The organism is Nonomuraea antimicrobica (assembly GCF_039536965.1).
Taxonomy (GTDB): domain Bacteria; phylum Actinomycetota; class Actinomycetes; order Streptosporangiales; family Streptosporangiaceae; genus Nonomuraea; species Nonomuraea antimicrobica.
This window is the reverse complement of sequence record NZ_BAAAZP010000219.1, coordinates 16,319-36,883: the sequence shown is the minus strand read 5'-3', so window position 1 is coordinate 36,883 and position 20,565 is coordinate 16,319. Positions and strand designations below refer to the sequence as shown.

Sequence of the window (20,565 nt, the reverse complement as noted above, 5' to 3'; positions counted from 1 at the left end):
AAACTCTAGGGGCGGCGGTTCCGCACGCCTGGGGCGTCCGGAGGTCACGGCAGCCACTGGATCAGGCCGCCGTGGACGGCGGTGAGCGCGACGGGCCGGTGGTCCAGTGCCAGGACGTACGTCAGCTTCCGCGCCGGCGGGAGCGGCCCGAGGCGGGCGGTGATGTCGGGCAGCACGTCGGGGCCCTCCTGGGAGATCCAGTGGGCGTCGAGGCGAACGAGCCGGTCCACGAACGCGGCCCGCTCCGCCATCGGCACGTACGTGAGGACCGCGGTGTGGTAGACGACGAGCGTGGCGTCCTGAGGGGCTTCGGCCGCCAGCTCGCCGAGGCGGGCGTTCAGGTCGCCCCGTACGATGCGCGGCGGGTCGGCTCGGGCCAGCGCGATCGCGGTGTCCAGCCGGCTCAGGCGGTCGTGTTGTTCCGGCCAGACCAGCGTACGCAGCCAGTGGACGTCGTCCGGGTCGGTGACGTCGAGCGGATTGAGGTCGATGCCGGCCCGCCAGGCGACCGAGACGGTCCCCGGCCTGGGCAGCTTCCCTTCGACGTGGCAGGGCAGCCGCAGCGGGCTGTCCACGTCCCCGGTCACGACGCCGTCGTAGTCATAGGCGTAGCGGTCGGGGAACAGGCACAGCCCGGCCGACGCCCCCACCTCCAGCAGGGCGAGGGGCTGGGGCAGGGACGCGAGCAGCGGGTAGAGCGCGGCGCATCTGGCCGGTTCGTTCGTCTGGGTACGGCGGGCGAGCATCGTGGCGACGACCGCGTCGCGGTGGCCGAGGAGGGCCCGCCGGAAGTCGGCGTAGTCGTCCGGGACGCCGGTGACGTGGCGGACGGCGGCGAAGAGGAGGTTGGGCTGGCGCTTGGCCGGGGGGAGGGTGGCCAGGAGGTCGAGCAGGACGGGGTCGTCGGCCACGTTCCTGGCCAGGTGTTCGTAGAGCGGGGACTCTCCGTGGGCCTCCATGGACGCGAAAAGCCGGTACTGCCCGGCCGTGCCGTCGGCGGTGGTGGCGGGCTCGGGTGGCATCGGCGGCCTCCATGGTCAGGTGGGGGCGGGTCCCGTCACGGAGCCTAACAAGATCGACGGGCCCGCCCTCTGTGGGATCGGTACGCGGGCCGGTCAGCGCGTGCCGAGGTGCTCGTTCAGCAGGTGGAAGAACGTGTCCCCGCGGACGACCTCGAACGGCTCGCCGAGCAGTTCGCCCAGCTCGGCGAGGTCGGCCGGGGTCCAGTTCCAGGCGTTGACCGCCCCCGCGACGAACAGCAGGCCCGTCCCGTCCCACCCCTCGACATGCTTCAGCAGCGTGTCCCGGTACTCCTGGGCCTTGCCCTGCGGCGAGAGGTTGCCGATCACGGGCAGCCCTGCGAGGCGGGTCAGCAGGTCGCCGGTCTCCCACGACTGGATGATGCCGCGCAGCGGCGTGTGCTCCGCGTACGAGGCCACGATCCGCTCGTCGAAGGCCACCCACCCGTCGCCCTCGGGCCTGCGGTGGTTGTAGGCGTAGACGAGGTCCATGCCGGTACGGCGCAGGAAACGTCCGGTGAGCTTCGTGTAGGCCGACAGGTCGCCCTGGGGCCAGGAGCCCGGGTAGGTGTAGCCCGCGCCGGAGGGCCCGGCGATCAGCAGGTCGTTGGCGGTGGCCGTGCGCTGGTAGTACGCGAGCAGCGCGGGCCCGAGGTCGGCCAGCAGCGGGCTGACCGTCCAGTTGGTGGGTACGCGCCCGCGCGCCGGATCGTCCCAGATCTCCCGCATCCTGCGCTGGCAGTACTGGATGTTGTCGCCCTCGCCCACCGTGAGCGTGAGGTAGACGCGGTTGCGCAGGGTGGCAGGAGGGCGGGGGCGTACGCGGTCGGAGATCTTGGCGGGCACGCCCGCGTGGACGGTGGCGTTCATGTAGTAGTCGGCGGGCACGACCTCGACCGCGTGCTGCGCGGCCCGGTCCACGCCGCCCCACTCCCCGGCCACGTCGTTGGCGAACCAGCCCGCGTACGGCGTGGTCGGCGCCACCTTCCCGAAGATCTCGTCGAGGAGCCGCCCGGTCTGGCCGGAGGGCGGCAGCCAGAACACCATGGCCCGCCTGGCCACCGTGTAGTCGCGGAAGTAGGGGAAGGGCTCGATCCGCGTGGGCGCGGTGGTGGTGGCCGTGACCAGGTACTGGTTCCACAGGTCCACCTCGACGAGGAGCTGTCCGGTCCCCGCGGGCGCGGTGAAGCGGTAGATGAAGTAGTTGCCGCCGTCGGCGAAGCGGTTGGCCTCCCCGCCGAGGGCGGAGTTGACGCCGTCGAAGAGGTACGGGGTCTCCGCGTCCGTGCCCGGGGTGAAGGAGGCGAGTGGCGTGCCGTCGGCCCTGACCGTGACCGAGCCGACCGAGGCGCCCCAGCCGTCGTCGCCCAGGGAGTCCTGGAAGCGCAGGTAGACGCCGTCCTGGCCGGACAGCTCCTGGCTGAGGTCGAACGTGCGCACCTGCCGGTTGGAGGAGTCTCTGACGCGTTCGGTCTCCCTGGCGACCTCGCGCCACCGTACGCCCTCCACCCGTACGGTCCTGGTCGGCGGCAGGCCGCTGAGCAGGGCGTGGGTGCAGCGCGGGAACAGGGTGTCGAGCTGCCAGCGGTAGGTGGCCAGGACGTCGTCCGGGGCGAAACGGCCGCGCAGGTCGGTGACGATCCTGAGGCCGTACTCGGCGGCCTGGTCGGCGGTGGCGGCGACGGCGTTCTCCAGCCCGGCCAGCGTGGTGGCGACGTTCACCGAGTCGGGGACGGCCGGGTCGTGCACGATCGCGCCGCGTACCTCGCCGCGGTAGCGGGCGACCAGGTCGAGCGGACGGTCGTGGCGGGTGACGGTGGCGCCGGTGCTGTCCAGCCAGCGGGCGTCGTGGTTCGCGGCGTCGTAGTTGAAGTAGAGGCGGGGACGGCTGCGGTTGACGACTCCCTGGAGGGTGGTCAGGAGGAGCTGGTCGTTTCCGTGGAGGGTGCTGAGGTCGGCGAAGTCGAGGCGGGTCGGGCGGCCGAAGCCGGGGAGGAGGGGGGTCGGGGTGGTGGCGGCGGTGGCGGGCGGGCCGATGCCGAGTCCGCCGGTCGCGAGGGCCACGCCGTTCGCCCACAGGAAGGTACGTCGAGACACCATCGGCGTTCACTGCTCCTCGCGGGGGGACCAGGAATGACAGCGTTGTCACCTCTTTCCAGCGAACGTAACAACGTGCCGGAATGTTGTCCATGGGGTGAAACGCCTCGCGGGTCGGTCTCGGCGGCTCTTCGTCGGCCGGGCCCGGGGGTGGGACCGTACTTTTGGCCGGTGTCGCCGTGCGAGGCGCCGACCTTAGCGTGTGCTTGTGCGGGAGCGATGGGTGGAGGCCGGGCTCGGCGTGGCGTTCGCCGTGGTGCTCGCCTTCTGCGCGTACCGGCTGGCGGTGAGCTGGGGCGGCGGCTACTGGGTGTTCGACTGTGCGGCGGGCGCGGTGGTGTGCGGGCTCGCCCTCGTACGCCGTCGCGCCCGGTGGTGGGCGGCCGTCGCCGGTCTCGGCGTGGCGGTGGCCGCCATCGTGGTAGCGCGGCTGGCCGAACTGCCCGCCGAGCCGGGGCCGGGTCTGGCTCTTGGACTGTCGGTGCTGGTCGGGTCCGCGATCAGGGTGCTGCCGCCGCCGCAGGCCGTGGCGGTGGGCGGTGGCGGTCTGGCGGTGGTCGCGGGCAGCCTGTTCTCCGGCTCCGCGCACACCGCGCTCGTCCTGCTGAACGGCCTGGCCTGGCTGGCCGCGCTCGCCGCCGGTCTCGGGCCACGGCTGCTCGACGCCCGCCGTGCGGCCGCCGCCGACCGGGTACGCCGCCACGAACGCCTTGAGCTGGCCAGGGAACTGCACGACGTCGTGGCCCACCACGTCACCTGCGTCGTACTCCAGGCCCTGTCGGGGGCCGCGCAGCTCGTCGCCCGCGGGGACCCGGGCCGGGTGGCGGGCTCGCTGGCGGACATCGAGGCCGCCGGTTCCGACGCACTGGCCGCGACCCGGCGGGTGGTCGGCCTGTTGCGCGAGCCAGGAGGGCCGCCTCCCGACGCGTACCGACCCGCCGAACGGCTCACGGAGCTGGTCGGCCGCTTCGCCGGGCCCTCGGTGTCCTTGCGCCTGCCCGACGGGGAGCCGGTGTGGCCGTCGGAGGTGGCCGGTACCGTCCACCGGGTGGTCCAGGAGGCGCTGACCAACGTCTCCCGCCACGCGTCCGAGGCTGCCGCGGTCACCGTCACCGTCACTCAGGCCGAAGGGCTGGTGAGGGTCGAGGTCGCTGACGACGCCCCGCCCTCTCCCGGCACCGGTTGGGGCGGTGGCAGTGGTGGTGTCGGTGGCGGTGTCGGTGGTGGAGGCGGATACGGGCTGGTCGGCATGCGGGAGCGGGTGGAGTCCCTGGGCGGGGAGCTGACGGCGGGGCCGCGTCCCGAGGGCGGCTGGGCCGTCCGGGCGGAGCTGCCGCTACCGGACCGCGCCACCCCGGCCGGTCGCAGGCGGGGCGACGGCGGTCGCGGGCGGGGCGACGGCGATCGCGGACAGGGCGATGGCGGTCGGGGGCGGGGCGACGGTGGTCGGGGGTGGCGGTGAGCATCACGGTGCTGCTGGCCGACGACCAGGCGATGATCCGCGACTGCCTGCGCCTCATCCTGGAGGACCAGCCCGACATCCGCGTGATCGCCGAGGCGGCGGACGGCGCCGAGGCGGTCGCGCTGGCCCGGCGGCTGCGTCCGGACGTGTGCCTGGTGGACGTCCAGATGCCCCGCCTCGACGGCATCGAGGTGACCGGCGCGCTGGCCGGGCCGGGCGCCCGCGACCCGCTGCGCGTGATCGTGGTCACCACGTTCGACCTCGACGAGTACGTCTACGGCGCGCTCCGCGGCGGCGCGACCGGCTTCGTGCTCAAGGACGCCGGCCCCGACCTGCTGGTCGAGGCGGTACGGGCGGCCCACAAGGGCGACTCCCTGATCTCACCGCAGATCACCCTGCGCCTGCTGCGCCACCTCGCGGCCACCGGGGTCACCATGGACGAACCCGTCAGAGCGCCCTCGCAACCCCTGTCCGAGCGGGAGACCGAGGTCGTCCGGGCCGTCGCCAGGGGCCGTACCAACCAGGAGATCGCCGCCGAGCTGTGCATCTCCCTGAGCACGGTCAAGGGGCACGTGACCGCCGTCCTGGCCAAGCTCGGGATGCGCAACCGGGTCGAGCTGGTCGCCTGGGCCTGGGAACGCCGCCTGGCCGAGCACTCCTGACCGGCCGTGGGCCCGTTCCCGCTCGTCCCGACTCCTTGTGGATCGTCCCCTGCTCGCCGGGTGCCCGGACCGGCCGAGATCATCTTGTGAGGCGTACAAACGTTTCAACGGCCATACCGCCGGGTACGGCGGACGTGAATTTCTGAGCTGCCTGTTCTTTCAGGAGCCACAGATGTCCCCGATAACGCTCACTCCCGCCGCCCGAGAAGCCCTCCGTACCGAAGAAGTCGTCTTCTTCGACTGGCACGTGACGGGCCTGTGCTGTGCCGACGCGGGCGAGTTCTCGGTCAGGCCGCTGAGCCGCGCCAAGCTGCCCCGGCGCGCGCGCAGGCTCGGGACGACCGATCTGGTGTACGCCCATCCGACCGCCTGGGTGCATCTCGCCGAGCTTCCGGTGACGATCGACTGCCGTCCGCTGTGGCGCTGGCGGCGGTTCACCTCCGATCTGCCGCCGGACGCCGGTCTGCGCTGCTGCCTGGGCCGCCCCATATATGGCCCTTCTTCAGGGAGGTAACGGGTGAAGCTGCGTTCCATCATCATCTGGACGGCGGTGGCCGTCGTCGGTGCCGTGGGGTGGGGCGTGCTCGCCCTGTCCAGAGGCGAGAACGTCAACGCGGTGTGGCTCCTGTGCGCCGCGCTCGGCTCGTACGCCATCGCCTACCGCTTCTATGCCCGCTTCATCGTGCGCAAGGTGCTGCGGGCCGACGACCGCAGGGCCACCCCGGCCGAACGGCTCGACAACGGCATCGACTACCAGCCGACCGACCGGCGGATCCTGTTCGGCCACCACTTCGCCGCCATCGCCGGGGCGGGGCCGCTGGTCGGGCCCGTACTGGCCGCTCAGATGGGCTATCTTCCCGGCACCATCTGGATCATCGCGGGCGTGATCTTCGCCGGGGCCGTGCAGGACATGGTGGTGCTGTTCTTCTCCATGCGGCGCAACGGGCGCAGCCTGGGGCAGATGGCCCGCGAGGAGATCGGGCCCGTCGGCGGGGCGGCGGCGCTCATCGCGGTCTTCGCCATCATGATCATCCTGCTGGCCGTGCTGGCGCTCGTCGTGGTCAACGCCCTGGCGCAGTCGCCGTGGGGGGTCTTCTCCATCGCGATGACCATCCCGATCGCCCTGTTCATGGGGTTCTATCTGCGGGTGATCCGGCCGGGCAGGGTCGTCGAGACCACGGTGATCGGGGTCGCGCTGCTGATCCTGTCGATCGTGGCGGGCGGCTGGGTGCAGGGGTCGAGCTGGGCGCCGTTCTTCACGCTCAGCCCGTCGGCGCTGGCGCTGTGGCTCATCGCGTACGGGTTCGTCGCCGCCGTGCTGCCCGTGTGGATGCTGCTGGCGCCGCGCGACTACCTGTCCACGTTCATGAAGATCGGCACCATCGTGCTGATCGCCGTCGGCATCGCCGTCACCATGCCGCCGCTGCAGACCACCGCGTTCACCGACTTCGCGTTCAACGGCAAGGGGCCGGTCTTCGCCGGGTCGTTGTTCCCGTTCGTGTTCATCATCATCGCCTGCGGTGCGCTGTCCGGCTTCCACTCGCTGATCTCGTCCGGCACGACGCCCAAGATGATCCAGAAGGAGAGCCAGGTCCGGATGATCGGCTACGGCTCCATGCTCATGGAGTCGTTCGTGGCGGTCATGGCCATCACGGCGGCCAGCGTGCTCAGCCCCGGGCTCTACTTCGCGATGAACTCGCCCGCGGGCGTCGTCGGGGCCACCGTGCAGAGCGCCGCCGAGGCGGTCACCAACATGGGCTTCGTCATCACGCCCGACCAACTGCAGGCCGCGGCGGCGGCCGTCCAGGAGGAGACGCTGATCGCCAGGACGGGCGGCGCGCCCACGCTGGCCGTCGGCATCTCGCAGATCTTCTCCGGATTCCTCGGGGGAGCGGGGCTGCAGGCGTTCTGGTACCACTTCGCGATCATGTTCGAGGCGCTGTTCATCCTCACCACGGTCGACGCGGGGACGCGGGTGGGTCGGTTCATGCTCCAGGACACGCTGGGCAACCTGTGGAAGCCGATCGCGCGGGTGAGCTGGTGGCCTGGGCTCGTCGCGGCCAGCGCCGTGGTCGTGGCGGCCTGGGGCTACTTCCTCTACCAGGGCGTCAACGACCCGCTGGGCGGCATCAACCAGCTCTTCCCGCTGTTCGGCATCGCCAACCAGCTCCTGGCCGCCGTGGCGCTCACCGTCGCCACGACCCTGCTGATCAAGAGCGGGCGGCTCAAGTGGGCCTGGGTGACGGGGATACCGCTGGCCTGGGACGTGGCGGTCACGCTGACCGCCAGCTACCAGAAGGTGTTCTCGCCCGACCCCACGCTCGGCTTCTTCGCCCAGCGTGACCGCTACCAGACGGCGCTGGATCAGGGGCAGCTCCTCGCACCGGCCAAGACGACCGGCGCGATGCGGCAGATCGTGGTCAACTCGACCGTCGACGGCATCCTGGCGGCGCTGTTCGCCGTCCTGATCATCGTGGTGATCCTCGACGCGGCCCGGGTGTGGGTCAAGGCGATCAGGTCGCGGGAGCCACTGCCCGACACCGAGGCGCCGTACCAGGAGTCGACGCTTCTCGCGCCGGCCGGGCTCATCGCCACCCGGGAGGAGAGGGAGGCGATGGCGAAGGCTTCGCCCGGCGGCTGACGCACCTCGCTGCGCTCACGGCACTCGCCGCGTTCGCGGCGCTCAGGGCGTTCAGGGTGCTCTCAGGGCGTTCAGGGTGCGAGCCACTGTTGTGTCGGCCAGGTCTCGCGCCGCCAGGCGCTGTCCCAGAACATCCACTCGTACGCCGCCGCCCGGCAGTACGCCTGCGCCATGGCCTCGCGGGTGTCCCCGTCGGCGGCGGCGGCGAGCCGGTCGGCGATGCCCTTGGCCTGCTCGACCGAGGCCGCGAAGCCCGGGTCCGCGTAGGTGGAGATCCACTTGCCGTACGGGTGACCGTTGGCGTCGCCCGCGTGGCGCAGCAGCGCCGTACCGACGTCCTGGTAGATCCAGAAGCACGGCAGGACGGCCGCCGCGATCACCTCGTACGGCGCGGTGAGGGCCGTCGCCTGAAGGTACGACGCGTACGCCAGGCAGGTCGGCGAGGTGGCCAGGGCCTTGGCGTCGGCGCCCAGCTCCTCGATGTAACCGGCGTGCAGCAGGCGTTCGGCGGCCAGCGCGGTGTGCGCGCTCTGGGCCCAGAACGCCGCGTCGGCCGGATCCGTGGCGCGGGCCGAGGCCGTGGCCAGCACCTTGGAGTACGCCTCCAGATAGCGGCCGTCCTGCACCATGTAGAACGCGAACCGGTCGCGGTCGAGGGTGCCGTCGCCCAGGGCGACGACGAAGGGGTGCCGGTGGACGGCGCTCATCAGGTCGGACGTGCGCTGCCACATGTCATGGGAGAACATCGCGGTCTCTTTTCCGAGGTCCGGAGGATGGGGGAATGCGGACGAAGACAGGACGGCCGGACGTCATCGCTGCTGCGAAGGTGGCATTCTACGAGCCTTGACCCGCTGGTACTGCCTGGCCGCGGCCCCGCCAGGGAAGTTGACCACACGTTCGAATATGGGCATCGTAGGTCGGGTGGCCGCTGATGAGACGCGTGACGGGGTTGCCCTGACCAACCTCGACCAGCCGCTGTTCGACGGTGCCGATGCCACCAAGCGCGATCTGGTCGACTATCTCGACGCCGTCCGTGACCGTATCCTGCCCGTGCTGCGCGACCGGGCGCTCTCGGTCATCCGCGTTCGTCCAGGGCAAGAGCCGTTCGTGCAGAAAAACCTCCCCAAATATGCCCCCGACTGGGTGCGTTCGGTGTCGTTGTGGGCTGAGGCGTCGCGCAGGCAGGTCACGTACGCGCTGTGCGACGACCGCAGGACGCTGCTGTGGTTCGCCAACCAGCGGGCGGTCGAATATCATCCGGCGCTGTTCGCCGGTCACCACCCCACCCACATGGTCCTCGACCTCGACCCGCCCGAGCACGACGACTCCTTCTCGCTGGCCGTGCGCGGCGCGTTCCTGGTGCGTCAGGCGCTCGCCGACGCCGGGCTGGCGGGCGCGGTGAAGACGAGCGGGGCGAAGGGCGTGCACGTGTTCGTACCCGTCGCGGAGGGCACGGCGATGGACGATCTCGCGGCGGCCACCAGGGCCCTGGCCGCCCGTGCGGAACGGGTGGACCCTTCGCTGGCCACCACGGCGTTCATCAGGGAAGATCGCGCGGGCAAGGTGTTCCTCGACTCGACGCGGGCGGGCGGCGCGACGGTGGCGGCCGCCTACAGTCCGCGCATCCGGCCGGGGGTGCCCGTGTCGTTCCCCGTGGCCTGGGACGATCTCGACCGGGTGGCGCCGGGCGACTTCACCATCCACACCGCGCCGGGGCTGCTGGCCGAGGCCGACCCGTGGGCTGAGCACATGCCCGAGCCGCAGCGGCTGCCCGCCGACCTCGTCGAGGAGGGGCACACGATCCCGGTGGCCCGCGTACAGGCGATGCACGAGGGGAAGCGGCGGGCACGCGCGCGTCGCGCCGAGTAGCCGGGGGCGATGTCCGGTTTTTGCCACATGAGTGGGTCTTCTCGTTGATCCTCTGCCGGGTTACCGTCCGGAGGCGGCGCCTCGGGGACGTGGCCGCGACTTCCGTCCACAGTGGGGGAACCCGAATGAGAAGAACGCTCACCGTACTGATCACCGTGCTCGCCTTACCCCTGGCCATGGCCGCTCCCGCGCACGCGGGCGGCCTCGACGACGTGTTCGCCAAGCTGCTCGTCAAGCAGGTCAAGGGGACGAACGCCAAGAAGCACCTCGACGTCCTGCAAGCCATCGCCGACGCCAACGGCGGCAACCGCGCCACCGGCACCCCCGGCTACGACGCCTCCCGCGACTACGTGGCGGGCAAGCTGCGCAGGGCCGGGTACAAGGTGACGTTGCAGCCGATCAACTACGTCGAGAGCTGGTCCGAGAACAGCCCGCCGGTCCTCGACCTCACCGCGCCCGGCGCGAAGTCGTACGTGCCCAACGAGGACTTCTTCTCCTTCCAGCCGTCCCCGGCGGGCGACGTGACCGCGCAGGTCCAGGCCGTGGACCTGACCCTGCCGCCGGCCCCGGTGCCCAGCTCGACCAGCGGCTGCGAGGAGTCGGACTTCGCCGGGTTCACCGCCGGCCGCATCGCGCTCATCCAGCGTGGCACCTGCGCCTTCGTACAGAAGGTTCAGAACGCGAAGACGGCCGGAGCGTCCGGCATCATCGTCTTCAACGAGGGCCAGCCGGGGCGCACCGACGCGTACCCGCTGGACATCGGCGAGTGGCGGGCCGGGATCCCGATGGTGTTCGCCGACTTCGCCGTGGGCGCGGAGCTGGCGGGCACGGCGGGCGCGACCGTCCGGCTCAAGGTCGACGCCAACCTCGTGCTCGGCACCACCGACAACGTGATCGCCGAGTCCCGCTTCGGCGACCCGCGCAACGTCGTCATGGTCGGCGCGCATCTCGACGGCGTGCCCGTCGGTCCCGGCATCAACGACAACGGCTCGGGCAGCGCGGCGATCCTGGAAGTGGCGGAGGAGATGGCGTTCTTCCCGGTCAAGAACAAGGTCCGCTTCGCCTTCTGGGCCGCAGAGGAGATCGGGCTGCTCGGGTCGGACCAGTACGTCGCGTCCCTGTCGGAGTCGCAGCGGGACCGGATCAGGGTCTACCTGAACTTCGACATGATCGCCTCGCCGAACTACGCGTACAAGCTGTATGACGGCGACGACTCCGACAACGTCGGCTCACCGGCGGGTCCCCCCGGCTCGGCCCAGATCGAACGGCAGCTCTCCGCCTTCTACGACTCCCGCGACCTGCCCACCGTCGGCACCGACTTCGACGGACGCTCCGACTACGGGCCGTTCATCGCGGTCGGGATCCCGTCGGGCGGCATCTTCACCGGTGCCGAGGGGATCAAGACGGCCGAGGAGGCGGCGCTGTTCGGCGGGACGGCGGGAGTGGCGTACGACCCGTGCTACCACCAGGCGTGCGACACGATCGCCAACATCGACCTGACGGCGCTCGACGTCGACGCGGACGCGATCGCGGACTCGGTCGCCCGCTTCGCCTTCGACCTGCGCGCCATCCCACCCAGGACTGCCGCCGCCCAGTCGGCCACCGCTCTGTCGGCGGGCTGACTCCGTCGTGGCCGGGCGGGCGGCCGCCCGGCCACGCGCTCGCCTCCTTGGTGGTCCGCCTACGTTCGGGGCTGCACGGGATCGCCGGTACGCAGGGCCGACAGCAGCACGTCCGGCGCGTCGGCGAACAGGCGGATCGAGGTGACCTCGGCCCGGCGGCCGAACGGGCGGACGGCGGTGACCGGCCCGGTCAGCTCGATCGTCACGTTGGTCTGCGAGGAGACGGCCACGGTGAGCCGGTCGTTCTCGATCGCGACCATGTGCGACTCGTTGTAGACCCGGCTGGTGCGTACGGAGGCGATGCGGTCGCGGGGCACGCGCAGGTCGAAGTACACGCCGTACCGGATGCGCAGTTCGCCGGGGGTGACGACGTGGGGCCGGGTCGCGCAGGCGGCGGCCAGCATGGCGCCGAACAGCAGGCCGTACACGTCGGCGACCAACACCGCGTACCGCAGCCAGTCGGGCACGCCGAGGGCCACCAGCAGCAGGTCCACCACCACCGTCTCCACCGCCATGGCGAACACCATCAGCGTCAGCATGAACGCCTGCTCCTTGGCGTACGTCACGACGGTCGCACCGGCGGGCACCCCGTGCCGTCGGCGTACGACCCACTGCCCGATGGCGGCCAGGCCCTTGAGCTCGAATCCCACGATCCGCAGCACGGGTTCGACCATCACGTTCCTCTCCTCGACGATTCACCTCCGATGAGAAACGTTGACGTCGCGTCAAGGTCAAGCCCAGACGCCCCAGCCGATTCGATTACCAGCGACCCAGACGGTTCAGCGGTCGCCGCCAATCGCCCGCATTCCGGGCACGCGCACGCCAGCCTCGCCGCGATACCCTCGACCTGCGCGGGATGACTTGGGCCTTCCTTGTGGAGCGGGTGACGGGAATCGAACCCGTGCTGTCAGCTTGGGAATTCCTTCAGGGTCACAGAATTCGACCAGGGGAAGATCTCTTGCCGTCGTATAGCCAAAGCGTCGCGCGCTTCGCCCCAGCCAGGGGTATGGGTGCGGGTCCTGCGTGACCGGACGCGACGCCTCACGCCACGGGCCACACAGTTGTGCGTCTGTCTTTCGCGTCACGTCAACCGTGTAGCTGGGCGTCAAGGCACCCGCTTCCTCACGCCGCGGTGATGGCCCGAAACTCCACCGGCGCGGAGACGTCACCGTGCATCACCACATCAATCTCCAACGCCACTGCCAACCGCACCATCAGTGGAATCGTCGGCATGTGCGCTCCACCCTCCAAGCGGGAGACTTGCGGCTGCGTCATGCCCGCCCGCTCGGCCAGCTCCGTCTGCGACAGGCCCAACTCGATCCGGCGGCGGTATACAGCCGCGCCGAGTTCCTGCCCCAGCCGTGCCTCCTCCACCATCGCGGCGTACTCGGGGTTCACTTCCTCACCGGCAAGCCGCTTGGCCTTGATCGTCTTCCACTTGCCATGCCCGGCCATCCCTTCAGCTCCTTCCCTCATAGATCCAATGCGCGGCGCCGTGCTCCAAGCCGCCGGCCATGCACTCAGCCATCGCCTTGCGAGCGCGCTCCACATCGCGCGGCTGCCGGTCTCGCGTCTTGTAGAAAGCGGTCAGCAACACCGCCCGGCGGCCCTGGGCCAGCCAGTAGGTGAGGCGCACCGAGTGGTGTGCGATATCGAAGCGCAACTCCCACAACCCGTCACCCAAGTCGCGAGCATGACCGTACGGCGTCCGGTCGCCGAATTCAGCGAGCCGTTCGACGGCGGCCTCGACAGCAGCGTGATCCCGGTCGGACAGAGTGTCCAACCAAGCCCCCACCGCTGGCTCCAGCTCGATGTCGTACTGTCAATCCCCCCAAACCGTGGAGACGGTCCTATGCCACAGCGGCCCTCAGCAGGGCCAAGGTCGCGGGATCCCACTGGCCAGGCAGAACCAGACGCCTGGAACGGTCGGAGGCGTATTAGATTTCAAGGGGTGAGCCGGACCCGTCGCATTATCGGGCTGATCGCGGTCGCCGTCGGCCTTGCCGCAACCGTGCTGTGTGAGGCGGGTGCTTTCGTATCGGAACTCTTTCGCAGGCCCACGGGCCACGGCCGCCATTCCAAGGATGCGCCCTCTCGTCCCGTACCCGAGCGGCTACCTCGCGAGGAAGGCCGCGCGGACCCGTCGCCTTGATGGCAATGAGATAGACCCAGCAAGTTTCCAGCGCCGGGGCACGTGCTCGCCTGGAGGAGTCAGGGAGCCAAAGAAGGTCAAGCCCGGGAGGTGCCAGCCTTCCTGAGCACTCAGGAGGGGTACGGAAAGCCTCGCTGGTCGCTGGAGGCCGGTTGGGGCACGGGCTGATCGTGTGTGGTGTGACCGCGTAGGTTGTGGGGGTGTTGACCGTCCTCCGTAATGCGCACCTTGCGCGGGTGCCTGGTTCGCCGGCCGATCCGGGGAGGCCGTTGGTGTCGCGGCGTCCGTACGTCGCCGTCGCAGGGGTGGTCGCCTTGTTGAACGTGTATATGTTCGGGGACCTGCTCGGGCTGGGCGGGCTCGGGGTGCTGATCGGGGTGTTGTACGGAGTGCCGGTCGTCGTGGCCTGGTACCGGCCGATGGTGGCGTGGTGGAGCATGCTGGGGTTGCTGCTCGCGGCGACGGCGCTCGGCGTCGGTGACTGGGGGCCCTGGCTGATCAGCGATCAGTTGCCCCAGGCGGTGGTGATGTTCACCGTGGCGCTGGTGTCCACGTGGCGGGTCACCGCCGTGGCGTACCTGATCACGCTGGGGGCGGGGGTGTTGTCGGCGTCGTGGGTGCAGTACAGGTGGCCGAATGTGGTGCTGGCCATGATGATCTGGGGGCTGAGCCTGTTGACCGCGACGATGCTCGGGCACCATCTCAAGATGCGGCGGCTGAGCACGCTGCGGGTCGCGGAGGAGTACGGCAAGCGGCGGCTGCTGGAGGAGCGGGCGCGGGTCGCCCGTGAGTTGCACGATCTGGTGGCGCATCACATGTCCGTGATCGCGGTGCAGGCGGCGACGGCCCCGTACCGGATCAAGGGTGGGGTGTCGGGGGAGGTGGCGCGGGAGTTTCGTGACATCAACGCCGCCGCCAGCGCCTCGCTGGGTGAGATGCGGCAGTTGCTGGGTGTTCTGCGGGGTGATCGGGACGGTCCGCTGACGGAGCCGCAGCCAGGGCTGGGCGAGCTCGCCGAGTTGGTGGAGTCGGCGCGGCGGGCGGGTACGCCGGTACGGATGGAGCTGCAGGAGCCGGTCCCCGAGCTGGGGGCGTCGGTGTCGCTGACCGTGTACCGGATCGTTCAGGAGGCGCTGAGCAACGTGATCAAGCATGCCAACGGGGCTCCGACAGCGGTCACGATCGGCCGGGACGGTGCAGACCTCGTGGTCGAGGTGGTCAACGAGGCGGGGGCGGAGTCAGCGTCCGGGGCTGGGGCTGGGGCTGGGGCTGGGGCTGGGTTTGGGCTGGTGGGGATGCGTGAGCGGGTGACCCTGCTTGGCGGTGAGTTGTTCGCGGGGACGCGGGCCGACGGGCGTTACGCCGTGCGGGCCGTGCTGCCACTGGAGGGGAAATGATCTCCGTACTGATCGCGGACGACCAGGCGATGGTCAGGGGAGGGTTCGCGGCGCTGTTGTCGGCGCAGCCCGACGTCCGGGTGGTGGGCGAGGCCGCGGACGGCGTCGAGGCGGTGGCCATGGCCAGGAGCACGCGACCGGACGTGGCGCTCATGGACGTCCGCATGCCGCGGCTCGACGGGCTGGAGGCCACCCGGCGCGTGGTCGCGGGCGTCCCGGGGACCAGGGTGGTGATCCTGACCACGTTCGACGTCGACGACTACGTGTACACGGCGCTGCGTGCCGGGGCCAGCGGGTTCCTGTTGAAGGACGCGCCGCCGGAGGATCTGATCAGCGCGGTACGCGTGGTGGCCGGGGGAGAGGCGCTGCTGGCCCCGTCGGTGACGCGGCGGCTGATCGAGGAGTTCACGAGCAGGCAGTCGATCGACGAGCGCGAGGCGTTGCGGCTGAACGCGCTCACCCCTCGCGAGCTCGACGTGCTCAGGCTCATCGCCGACGGTCAGTCCAACGCCGAGATCGCGCGAAGCCTGACCATCGCGGAGGAGACGGTCAAGTCGCACGTGGGCCGGATCCTCGGCAAGCTCCACCTGCGCGACAGGGCGCAGGCGGTGGTGCTGGCCTATGAGAGCGGCCTGGTGGTGGCCGGACGTAGCTCCGCGGAGGCACGGCGCGGCAGGAGGTTGCGCTCCTGAGGGGGATCCGGGCGCACCGACCTGGTTCCTACCGTCCTGGGCATGATCAGACTGTCGACGGCGGCCATGGTGGCCCGCACGCTGTCCCGGGAGTCGGAGTTGCGCGGGCTGGCGCAGCTCGTCGGGCATGGTGACGTGTGTTTGGACATCGGTGCTGCCTACGGGATGTACACCTTTCCGCTCGCTCGCCTGGTGGGGCGTAGGGGGCAGGTGCACAGCTTCGAGCCGCTGCGCGTGCCGTACCGGATCTTGGAGAGGGCGCGGCGGGCGGCGGGGGCCGGCCAGGTGATCGCCACCAATGCCGCGCTCGGCCCCCGCAACGGACGGCAGCGGCTCCGCCTGCCCTACCGGTTCGGGCTGCTGCCCAACCACGGCTGGGCCCACCTGCTGACGGATGTGAAACGCCCGGATGAGTCCGGTGGCAGGACGATGGAGGTGCCGGTGTACTCCATCGACCACATCTGCGAGACCCGCAGGATCCCGTGGGTGAACTTCATGAAGGTGGACGTGGAGGGCTTCGAGTCGGCGGTGCTGGAGGGCGGGCTGCGGACGATCGAGCGCCAGCGGCCTGCCCTCCTGCTGGAGATCGAGGACCGTCATCTCGACAAGTACGGCCTGGCCGCGGACGACGTGGTGGAGCCGCTGCTGGGGATGGGATACCGGATGCACATCTGGTGGCGCGGCCGATGGCAGCGTACCCACGAGGTCGCCCATCGGCGGCGCAACTACCTGTTCAGCACCCGGCACCTGTAGCGGGAGGCTAGGCGCCCGCCTCGTCGGCCAGGCGCCGCAGGTAGCCCGCGAACCGCCGCCGGTCCTGCTCGTCCCAGGAGGCGGTCAGCTCGGCGAAGGCGTCCACTTGCCAGGCCCGCGAGCCCGCCAGCAGGTCGTGGCCGCGTTCCGTGAGGCGCAGGGAGGCGCGGCGGCGGTCGTGCTCGGAGGTGGCGCGGGCCAGGTAGCCGGCGTCGACGGCGTCCTTGACCATGCGGCTGGCGCCGGAGTGGTCGAGCCCGAGCTGGTGCGCCACCGTGCCCACGGTGGGCTCGTCTCGGGCACTCGTGTGAACGGCCTCCACCACGAGGATGTGCTGCACGTGCCGGCCCTGCCCGGTCAGCTCCTGCGACGCCCGGCCCGCCCACCGCCGTGACCAGAACCGCACCAGCCGGAACAACGCGGGCCCGCCGCCCTCTTCCTCGTCGCTCACGCCGACTCCTCGCTCATGCCGACCACCTTACGACAGATTGCATGCGATACGCATATATGATTATGTGCGTATCGCACACATTTCCGTCCTGCGTCGAAGGGGTGCCGCATGGGCATCGTCATGAACCACCTGATCGTCCCGGCCGCGGACAAGGCCGTCGCCGCCGCCTTCTTCGCCGAGCTGCTCGGCCTGCGGGTCGGCGCCCCGGCCGGCCCGTTCGCCCCCGTACGGGTCAACGGCGACCTCACCCTCGACTTCGACGACCGCCGCCGACCGCAGCCGGGCCACTACGCGTTCCTCGTGGACGACGTCACCTTCGACGCCGTCATCGAGCGGCTGCGGGCCGCCACGTCGATCGACTACGGGTCCGGGCCCATGAACGGCTGGGACAGGGAGATCAACCAACTCGCCGGCGGACGTGGTGTCTACGTCCGCGACCCCGACGGGCACAGCTACGAGTTCTTCACGGCCGTGCCCGACCCGTCCTGAGCCGCCGGGCCAGCCGCCTCAGCCTGTCGCCGTGCCGCCGCCACCAGGCCCGCGCCCACACCACGTCCGGGAGGATGATGAGCGCCAGCACCACGACGGCCTCGGCCATGGCGGGCAGGCTCTCCGCCCGTACGAGGTGGCGTACCGACTGCAGCAGCACGGTGAGCACCAGCGGCAGGGTGACGAGGACGGCGAAGGCCAGGCAGGCGAGCGTGCCCGTGCTCTGGAGCGCCGCGTAGAGGCGCACCACCGTGCGCTCGCGCGGCGGCAGCCCGGCCAGCGTGCCCCGCCTGCCCCGCAGGAGCCCGCGCAGGTAAACGCCCCCGTCCCCGTAGAGGTTGCGGCAGCCGGTGAGGTCCTGTAGGAGGAAGTACAGATCGGTACGCATGAACACGAGGAGCTGCGCGGCCACCCGGACCACCTGGATGAGGACGACCCAGGTGGCGAGCGGATGCGGCCCCGCGAAATACGCCCACGTCAGCGCCAGACCGCAGACGGCCAGGTCGAGGACGGTGCCGGACAGGTAGACGGTGACCCGCACCCGCCTGGGCGCCACCCACACGCCCGACACGTCGGTCTGGGCCACCAGGAACTGCAGGCGCGTGCCGAGCGCGATCCGCGCGGGCACCCCGGCGGCGCGGGCGGTGACCAGGTGGCCCAGCTCGTGCAGGCCGGTCGCCAGCCACAGGACGGCCGCCCAGGTCAGCAGCACGACGGCGGTGTGGTCGGTCCAGAGCGCCGCCTCCCAGGCAGGGAAGATCGACGGCCGCGCGACCAGGCAGGCGACCCCCGTCGCGATCGGAACCAGCAGGGCCAGGTGCGCCACGGGATGCAGCGCCCAGCCAAGGTGCCGCGGACGCAACCACGGGAGGCTCGGCCGTACCGGCGGCGGGCTCGGCACCGGACGGCCCGCGACCCCGGCCACCAGCCCGGCCGCCACGAGGTCGGCGACGAAGTCCGCCACGTCGAGGTCGGCGCCGGTCTCGGCCAGCAGGTGGGTCCTGGCCTGTTCACGGTCCATCCCGTCCTGCAGCAGGCGGATGACCCGCAGCCCCTCCTCGGGCACGGCCACGAAGTCGCCGGAGTCCACCCGCCCGACGATCCACTCGTCGCCGTCGTGGCGGACGCCCAACTCGTGGAACGTGACAGTCAACCCGCCCTCATCCTGGTCCAGTACGAGCGCAGGTCCTCACCCCGGTCGAACAACCCGGACAGCACCGGGACGCACGGCTCCACGAAGCGCGGCTCGGTGATGCGGCGTGCGCCGCGGTGCCTGCCGTCCCGGTCGTAGAGCACCTCGTACAGCAGCGTGGGATGGAACAGGACCAGCTCCGGAGCGGGCCCCCCGCCCTCGTACGGCCGCAGCGCGGAGACCGGCACCACCCTGCTGTTCTCGCCCTCCTCGGCGCGCGCCGACAACACCGCCAGCTCCCAGCGCAGGTAGCGCGTGAGCGGCTCCTCGACCACCCTGATCCGCCGGAAGTCCATCCGGCCGGGATTGTCGGAACGAAATCCGGGACGCATCTCCGCGACCAGCGCCATGGCCCGCCGCCAATCGCCGTCGAGCATCGCCCGATAGCTCGGCAGGTCGCCCTCGTCGAATTCCTGGGCGCGTTCGAGCTTCCAGAGGACGCCACTCGCGATTTCGAATTCCCGGGCGAAGTCGGCGCCGTATTCGGCGGCGTTCATCGAGGTGCCGGGGGCGGACCGCAGCCGGGTCAGGACATCACTCATCAAGACTCCCGGGTGCGGGCAGGTCGCCCTGCCCGCACGTGGATCAGTTGGAGTTGCCGTGGCTGGGCTTCAGTACGCCAGTCGTCTCGATCTTGTCCAGCCGGCGCACCGTGATCTTCTTCGGCGCCTTTCGCTCCTGCTGTGGTTCCGGGGCAGGGGTGTTGCTCATGGCACTCCTTACCGGTCGGGTCGGGGAAACGGTGGCGTCATCGTATGATCGAATCCAAGTCACCTCAACAACAGATTTCACATTCGTTTCTCGCGGGATATCGGGCATAGACGTGCGCGTCCGGATCCAGCAATGTCAGACCGTGGAAATAGCCGGGCGGCGTCCTCGCGAGCCCGGTCACCAGCGTCAGCACGTCGTGCGCCACCAGTTGCCCCGACAGCCCGGCCGAGGCTCCGGTCACGCCGGGCCAGGCGTAGCCGTCGCCGGGCTGCGGCGGGATCCCGGCCCGTACGCACTCGAAACACGGCCCGCCCGGGCCGAAGACGCCCACGCTGACCAGCGGGCCGTTGTACCCGCCGCTCACCCACGGGATCCCGGCCGCCGCGCAGACGCGGTTCGCCCAGGTCTGGATCCCGTACGGCTCGCGCGGACGGTCGGCGCACAACGCCAGCGCGTGGAAGCCGCCGACCAGCCGGGCCAAGTGCTCGGGCCCGTCCACGGCGGCCTGTTCGCCGGTGATCTCGATGTCGGAGTTGACCCGGCGCAACCGTTCCAGGGCCGCCTCGGTCTTGGGCCGGCCGACGTCCGCCTCGGTGTAGAGGATCTGCCGGTTGAGGTTCGACAGCTCGACGACGTCGGGGTCCACCAGGTGCAGCCGGCCCACCCCGGCGGCGGCCAGCGACCAGGCCGCGTGGCTGCCGGTCCCGCCCAGGCCGAGCACCAGCACACGGGCGGACTTGAGGCGTACCTGGGGCTCCCAGCCGTGCTCGCGCGGCGTCAGGTCCACCCAGCGGAAGAACTCCCGGTTGCGGCGGTAGCGCTCCTGCTCCCGTTCGCTCAGCTCGGCGCAGGGCGCTGGGACGGCGTCCTCCACGTGGCCGGAGGAGAGCAGCGTCGTGACGATGCCGTGGGCGTCGTCGGGGGTCAGGGTGGCGAAGGCGGCGCACAGCTCGGCGGCGATCGCGGTGGGGGGCCGGGTGCCGTCCATGAGGGCCAGGGCCGACCAGGCCCATCCGTCGGTGTCCCTGATCTCCGAGGCTATGCCGTACATGGCGCCGCCCAGCCGGATGGTGCCGTCGTCGAGGCGGTGGGGAGCGTGCTCGGGTTTGATCCGGGGAAAACGCATGCACCGATGGTGGGCACGCACCGGCCCTCGGTCAAGATCTGTTTGACCGGTTCCTGTCCGGTGCGGTTGCGGGCCTCGGTGAAGGGCGTGGGGTCGCGGATCGCCAACCGAGTGAGCATAATCCCGTCAATTGGGGTTGGAGGTGCGATTTGCCAGATGAATCTGGCTCCGCGGCGAGCTGGGGAAACCGCCTGACCGCGCCCTCGCCGCCTGGCTAAGGTGATTTTCGA

At 70.7% G+C, this 20,565-nt stretch carries 21 protein-coding genes; 10 read left to right on the top strand and 11 right to left on the bottom strand.

Translation table 11 applies throughout. The annotated features are described in order from the left end of the window. Positions 1–44: 44 nt before the first annotated feature. The gene (locus ABD844_RS47185) at positions 45–1,022 is read right to left on the bottom strand and encodes a DUF2332 domain-containing protein (protein ID WP_344894597.1); all 978 of its coding nucleotides are present in this window, start codon (positions 1,020–1,022) and stop codon (positions 45–47) included. Positions 1,023–1,115: 93 nt separating this feature from the next. Beyond that, positions 1,116–3,119, bottom strand: a complete 2,004-nt coding sequence (locus ABD844_RS47180) for a GxGYxYP domain-containing protein (protein WP_344894594.1) — start codon at positions 3,117–3,119, stop codon at positions 1,116–1,118. A gap of 205 nt (positions 3,120–3,324) precedes the next feature. On the opposite strand from ABD844_RS47180, the gene ABD844_RS47175 reads away from it, so the two are divergent. The 4 genes from ABD844_RS47175 to ABD844_RS47160 all read left to right on the top strand — a co-directional run bounded on the left by ABD844_RS47175 (position 3,325) and on the right by ABD844_RS47160 (position 7,881). Continuing rightward, the gene (locus tag ABD844_RS47175) at positions 3,325–4,578 is read left to right on the top strand and encodes a sensor histidine kinase (protein WP_344894591.1); all 1,254 of its coding nucleotides are present in this window, start codon (positions 3,325–3,327) and stop codon (positions 4,576–4,578) included. After that, on the top strand, positions 4,575–5,240 hold the full coding sequence (locus ABD844_RS47170; protein WP_344894636.1) for a response regulator: 666 nt from the start codon (positions 4,575–4,577) through the stop codon (positions 5,238–5,240). The genes ABD844_RS47175 and ABD844_RS47170 overlap by 4 nt, the downstream gene beginning before the upstream one ends. A gap of 172 nt (positions 5,241–5,412) precedes the next feature. Then, positions 5,413–5,754: a hypothetical protein gene (locus tag ABD844_RS47165; RefSeq protein ID WP_344894588.1), complete on the top strand. Its 342-nt coding sequence runs from the start codon at positions 5,413–5,415 to the stop codon at positions 5,752–5,754. A gap of 3 nt (positions 5,755–5,757) precedes the next feature. Next, the gene (locus ABD844_RS47160) at positions 5,758–7,881 is read left to right on the top strand and encodes a carbon starvation CstA family protein (protein ID WP_344894585.1); all 2,124 of its coding nucleotides are present in this window, start codon (positions 5,758–5,760) and stop codon (positions 7,879–7,881) included. Between the two features lie 71 nt (positions 7,882–7,952). On the opposite strand, the gene tenA is transcribed toward ABD844_RS47160, so the two are convergent. After that, complete coding sequence (gene tenA / locus ABD844_RS47155; RefSeq protein ID WP_344894582.1) at positions 7,953–8,627, bottom strand: thiaminase II; 675 nt, start codon at positions 8,625–8,627, stop codon at positions 7,953–7,955. Positions 8,628–8,802: 175 nt separating this feature from the next. Between tenA and ABD844_RS47150 the strand changes: the two genes are divergently transcribed. Together ABD844_RS47150 and ABD844_RS47145 are read left to right on the top strand one after the other, a co-directional pair. Beyond that, positions 8,803–9,750 carry a DNA polymerase domain-containing protein gene (locus ABD844_RS47150; protein WP_344894579.1) on the top strand — a complete coding sequence of 316 codons (948 nt, stop codon included), beginning with the start codon at positions 8,803–8,805 and terminating at the stop codon, positions 9,748–9,750. 125 nt (positions 9,751–9,875) lie between these two features. Further along, positions 9,876–11,372, top strand: coding sequence for a M28 family metallopeptidase (locus ABD844_RS47145; RefSeq protein ID WP_344894576.1), 1,497 nt, complete (start codon positions 9,876–9,878; stop codon positions 11,370–11,372). A gap of 59 nt (positions 11,373–11,431) precedes the next feature. On the opposite strand, the gene ABD844_RS47140 is transcribed toward ABD844_RS47145, so the two are convergent. The 3 genes from ABD844_RS47140 to ABD844_RS47130 all read right to left on the bottom strand — a co-directional run bounded on the left by ABD844_RS47140 (position 11,432) and on the right by ABD844_RS47130 (position 13,155). Next, positions 11,432–12,049, bottom strand: coding sequence for a hypothetical protein (locus ABD844_RS47140; protein ID WP_344894573.1), 618 nt, complete (start codon positions 12,047–12,049; stop codon positions 11,432–11,434). A 445-nt stretch (positions 12,050–12,494) separates the two neighbouring features. Further along, positions 12,495–12,827 carry a helix-turn-helix domain-containing protein gene (locus tag ABD844_RS47135; RefSeq protein ID WP_344894570.1) on the bottom strand — a complete coding sequence of 111 codons (333 nt, stop codon included), beginning with the start codon at positions 12,825–12,827 and terminating at the stop codon, positions 12,495–12,497. 4 nt (positions 12,828–12,831) lie between these two features. Next, positions 12,832–13,155, bottom strand: a complete 324-nt coding sequence (locus ABD844_RS47130) for a type II toxin-antitoxin system RelE/ParE family toxin (RefSeq protein WP_344894567.1) — start codon at positions 13,153–13,155, stop codon at positions 12,832–12,834. 692 nt (positions 13,156–13,847) lie between these two features. On the opposite strand from ABD844_RS47130, the gene ABD844_RS47125 reads away from it, so the two are divergent. Genes ABD844_RS47125 through ABD844_RS47115 form a run of 3 tightly spaced genes read left to right on the top strand, consistent with a single transcriptional unit; the run spans position 13,848 to position 16,366 of the window. Next, positions 13,848–14,921 (top strand): sensor histidine kinase, encoded by a 1,074-nt coding sequence (locus tag ABD844_RS47125; RefSeq protein ID WP_344894633.1) that lies wholly within the window; start codon positions 13,848–13,850, stop codon positions 14,919–14,921. Continuing rightward, complete coding sequence (locus tag ABD844_RS47120) at positions 14,918–15,613, top strand: response regulator (RefSeq protein WP_344894564.1); 696 nt, start codon at positions 14,918–14,920, stop codon at positions 15,611–15,613. The genes ABD844_RS47125 and ABD844_RS47120 overlap by 4 nt, the downstream gene beginning before the upstream one ends. Positions 15,614–15,655: 42 nt before the next feature. Next, positions 15,656–16,366: an FkbM family methyltransferase gene (locus ABD844_RS47115; RefSeq protein WP_344894561.1), complete on the top strand. Its 711-nt coding sequence runs from the start codon at positions 15,656–15,658 to the stop codon at positions 16,364–16,366. A gap of 7 nt (positions 16,367–16,373) precedes the next feature. Here ABD844_RS47115 and ABD844_RS47110 read toward each other — a convergent pair whose 3' ends face one another. After that, on the bottom strand, positions 16,374–16,817 hold the full coding sequence (locus ABD844_RS47110) for a MarR family winged helix-turn-helix transcriptional regulator (protein ID WP_344894558.1): 444 nt from the start codon (positions 16,815–16,817) through the stop codon (positions 16,374–16,376). A 108-nt stretch (positions 16,818–16,925) separates the two neighbouring features. On the opposite strand from ABD844_RS47110, the gene ABD844_RS47105 reads away from it, so the two are divergent. After that, entirely contained in the window at positions 16,926–17,306 is a 381-nt protein-coding gene (locus ABD844_RS47105; protein WP_344894555.1) for a VOC family protein, read from the top strand. On the opposite strand, the gene ABD844_RS47100 is transcribed toward ABD844_RS47105, so the two are convergent. The 4 genes from ABD844_RS47100 to ABD844_RS47085 form a co-directional block, all read right to left on the bottom strand. Further along, positions 17,281–18,459 carry a hypothetical protein gene (locus ABD844_RS47100; RefSeq protein WP_344894552.1) on the bottom strand — a complete coding sequence of 393 codons (1,179 nt, stop codon included), beginning with the start codon at positions 18,457–18,459 and terminating at the stop codon, positions 17,281–17,283. The genes ABD844_RS47105 and ABD844_RS47100 overlap by 26 nt on opposite strands. Further along, complete coding sequence (locus tag ABD844_RS47095) at positions 18,456–19,040, bottom strand: DUF6879 family protein (RefSeq protein WP_344894549.1); 585 nt, start codon at positions 19,038–19,040, stop codon at positions 18,456–18,458. The genes ABD844_RS47100 and ABD844_RS47095 overlap by 4 nt, the downstream gene beginning before the upstream one ends. Positions 19,041–19,083: 43 nt before the next feature. After that, positions 19,084–19,209 carry a hypothetical protein gene (locus tag ABD844_RS47090; RefSeq protein WP_344894546.1) on the bottom strand — a complete coding sequence of 42 codons (126 nt, stop codon included), beginning with the start codon at positions 19,207–19,209 and terminating at the stop codon, positions 19,084–19,086. Between the two features lie 64 nt (positions 19,210–19,273). After that, a complete protein-coding gene (locus ABD844_RS47085; protein ID WP_344894543.1) occupies positions 19,274–20,335 on the bottom strand; it encodes a HesA/MoeB/ThiF family protein in 1,062 nt (353 codons plus the stop codon). Positions 20,336–20,565: the final 230 nt, after the last annotated feature.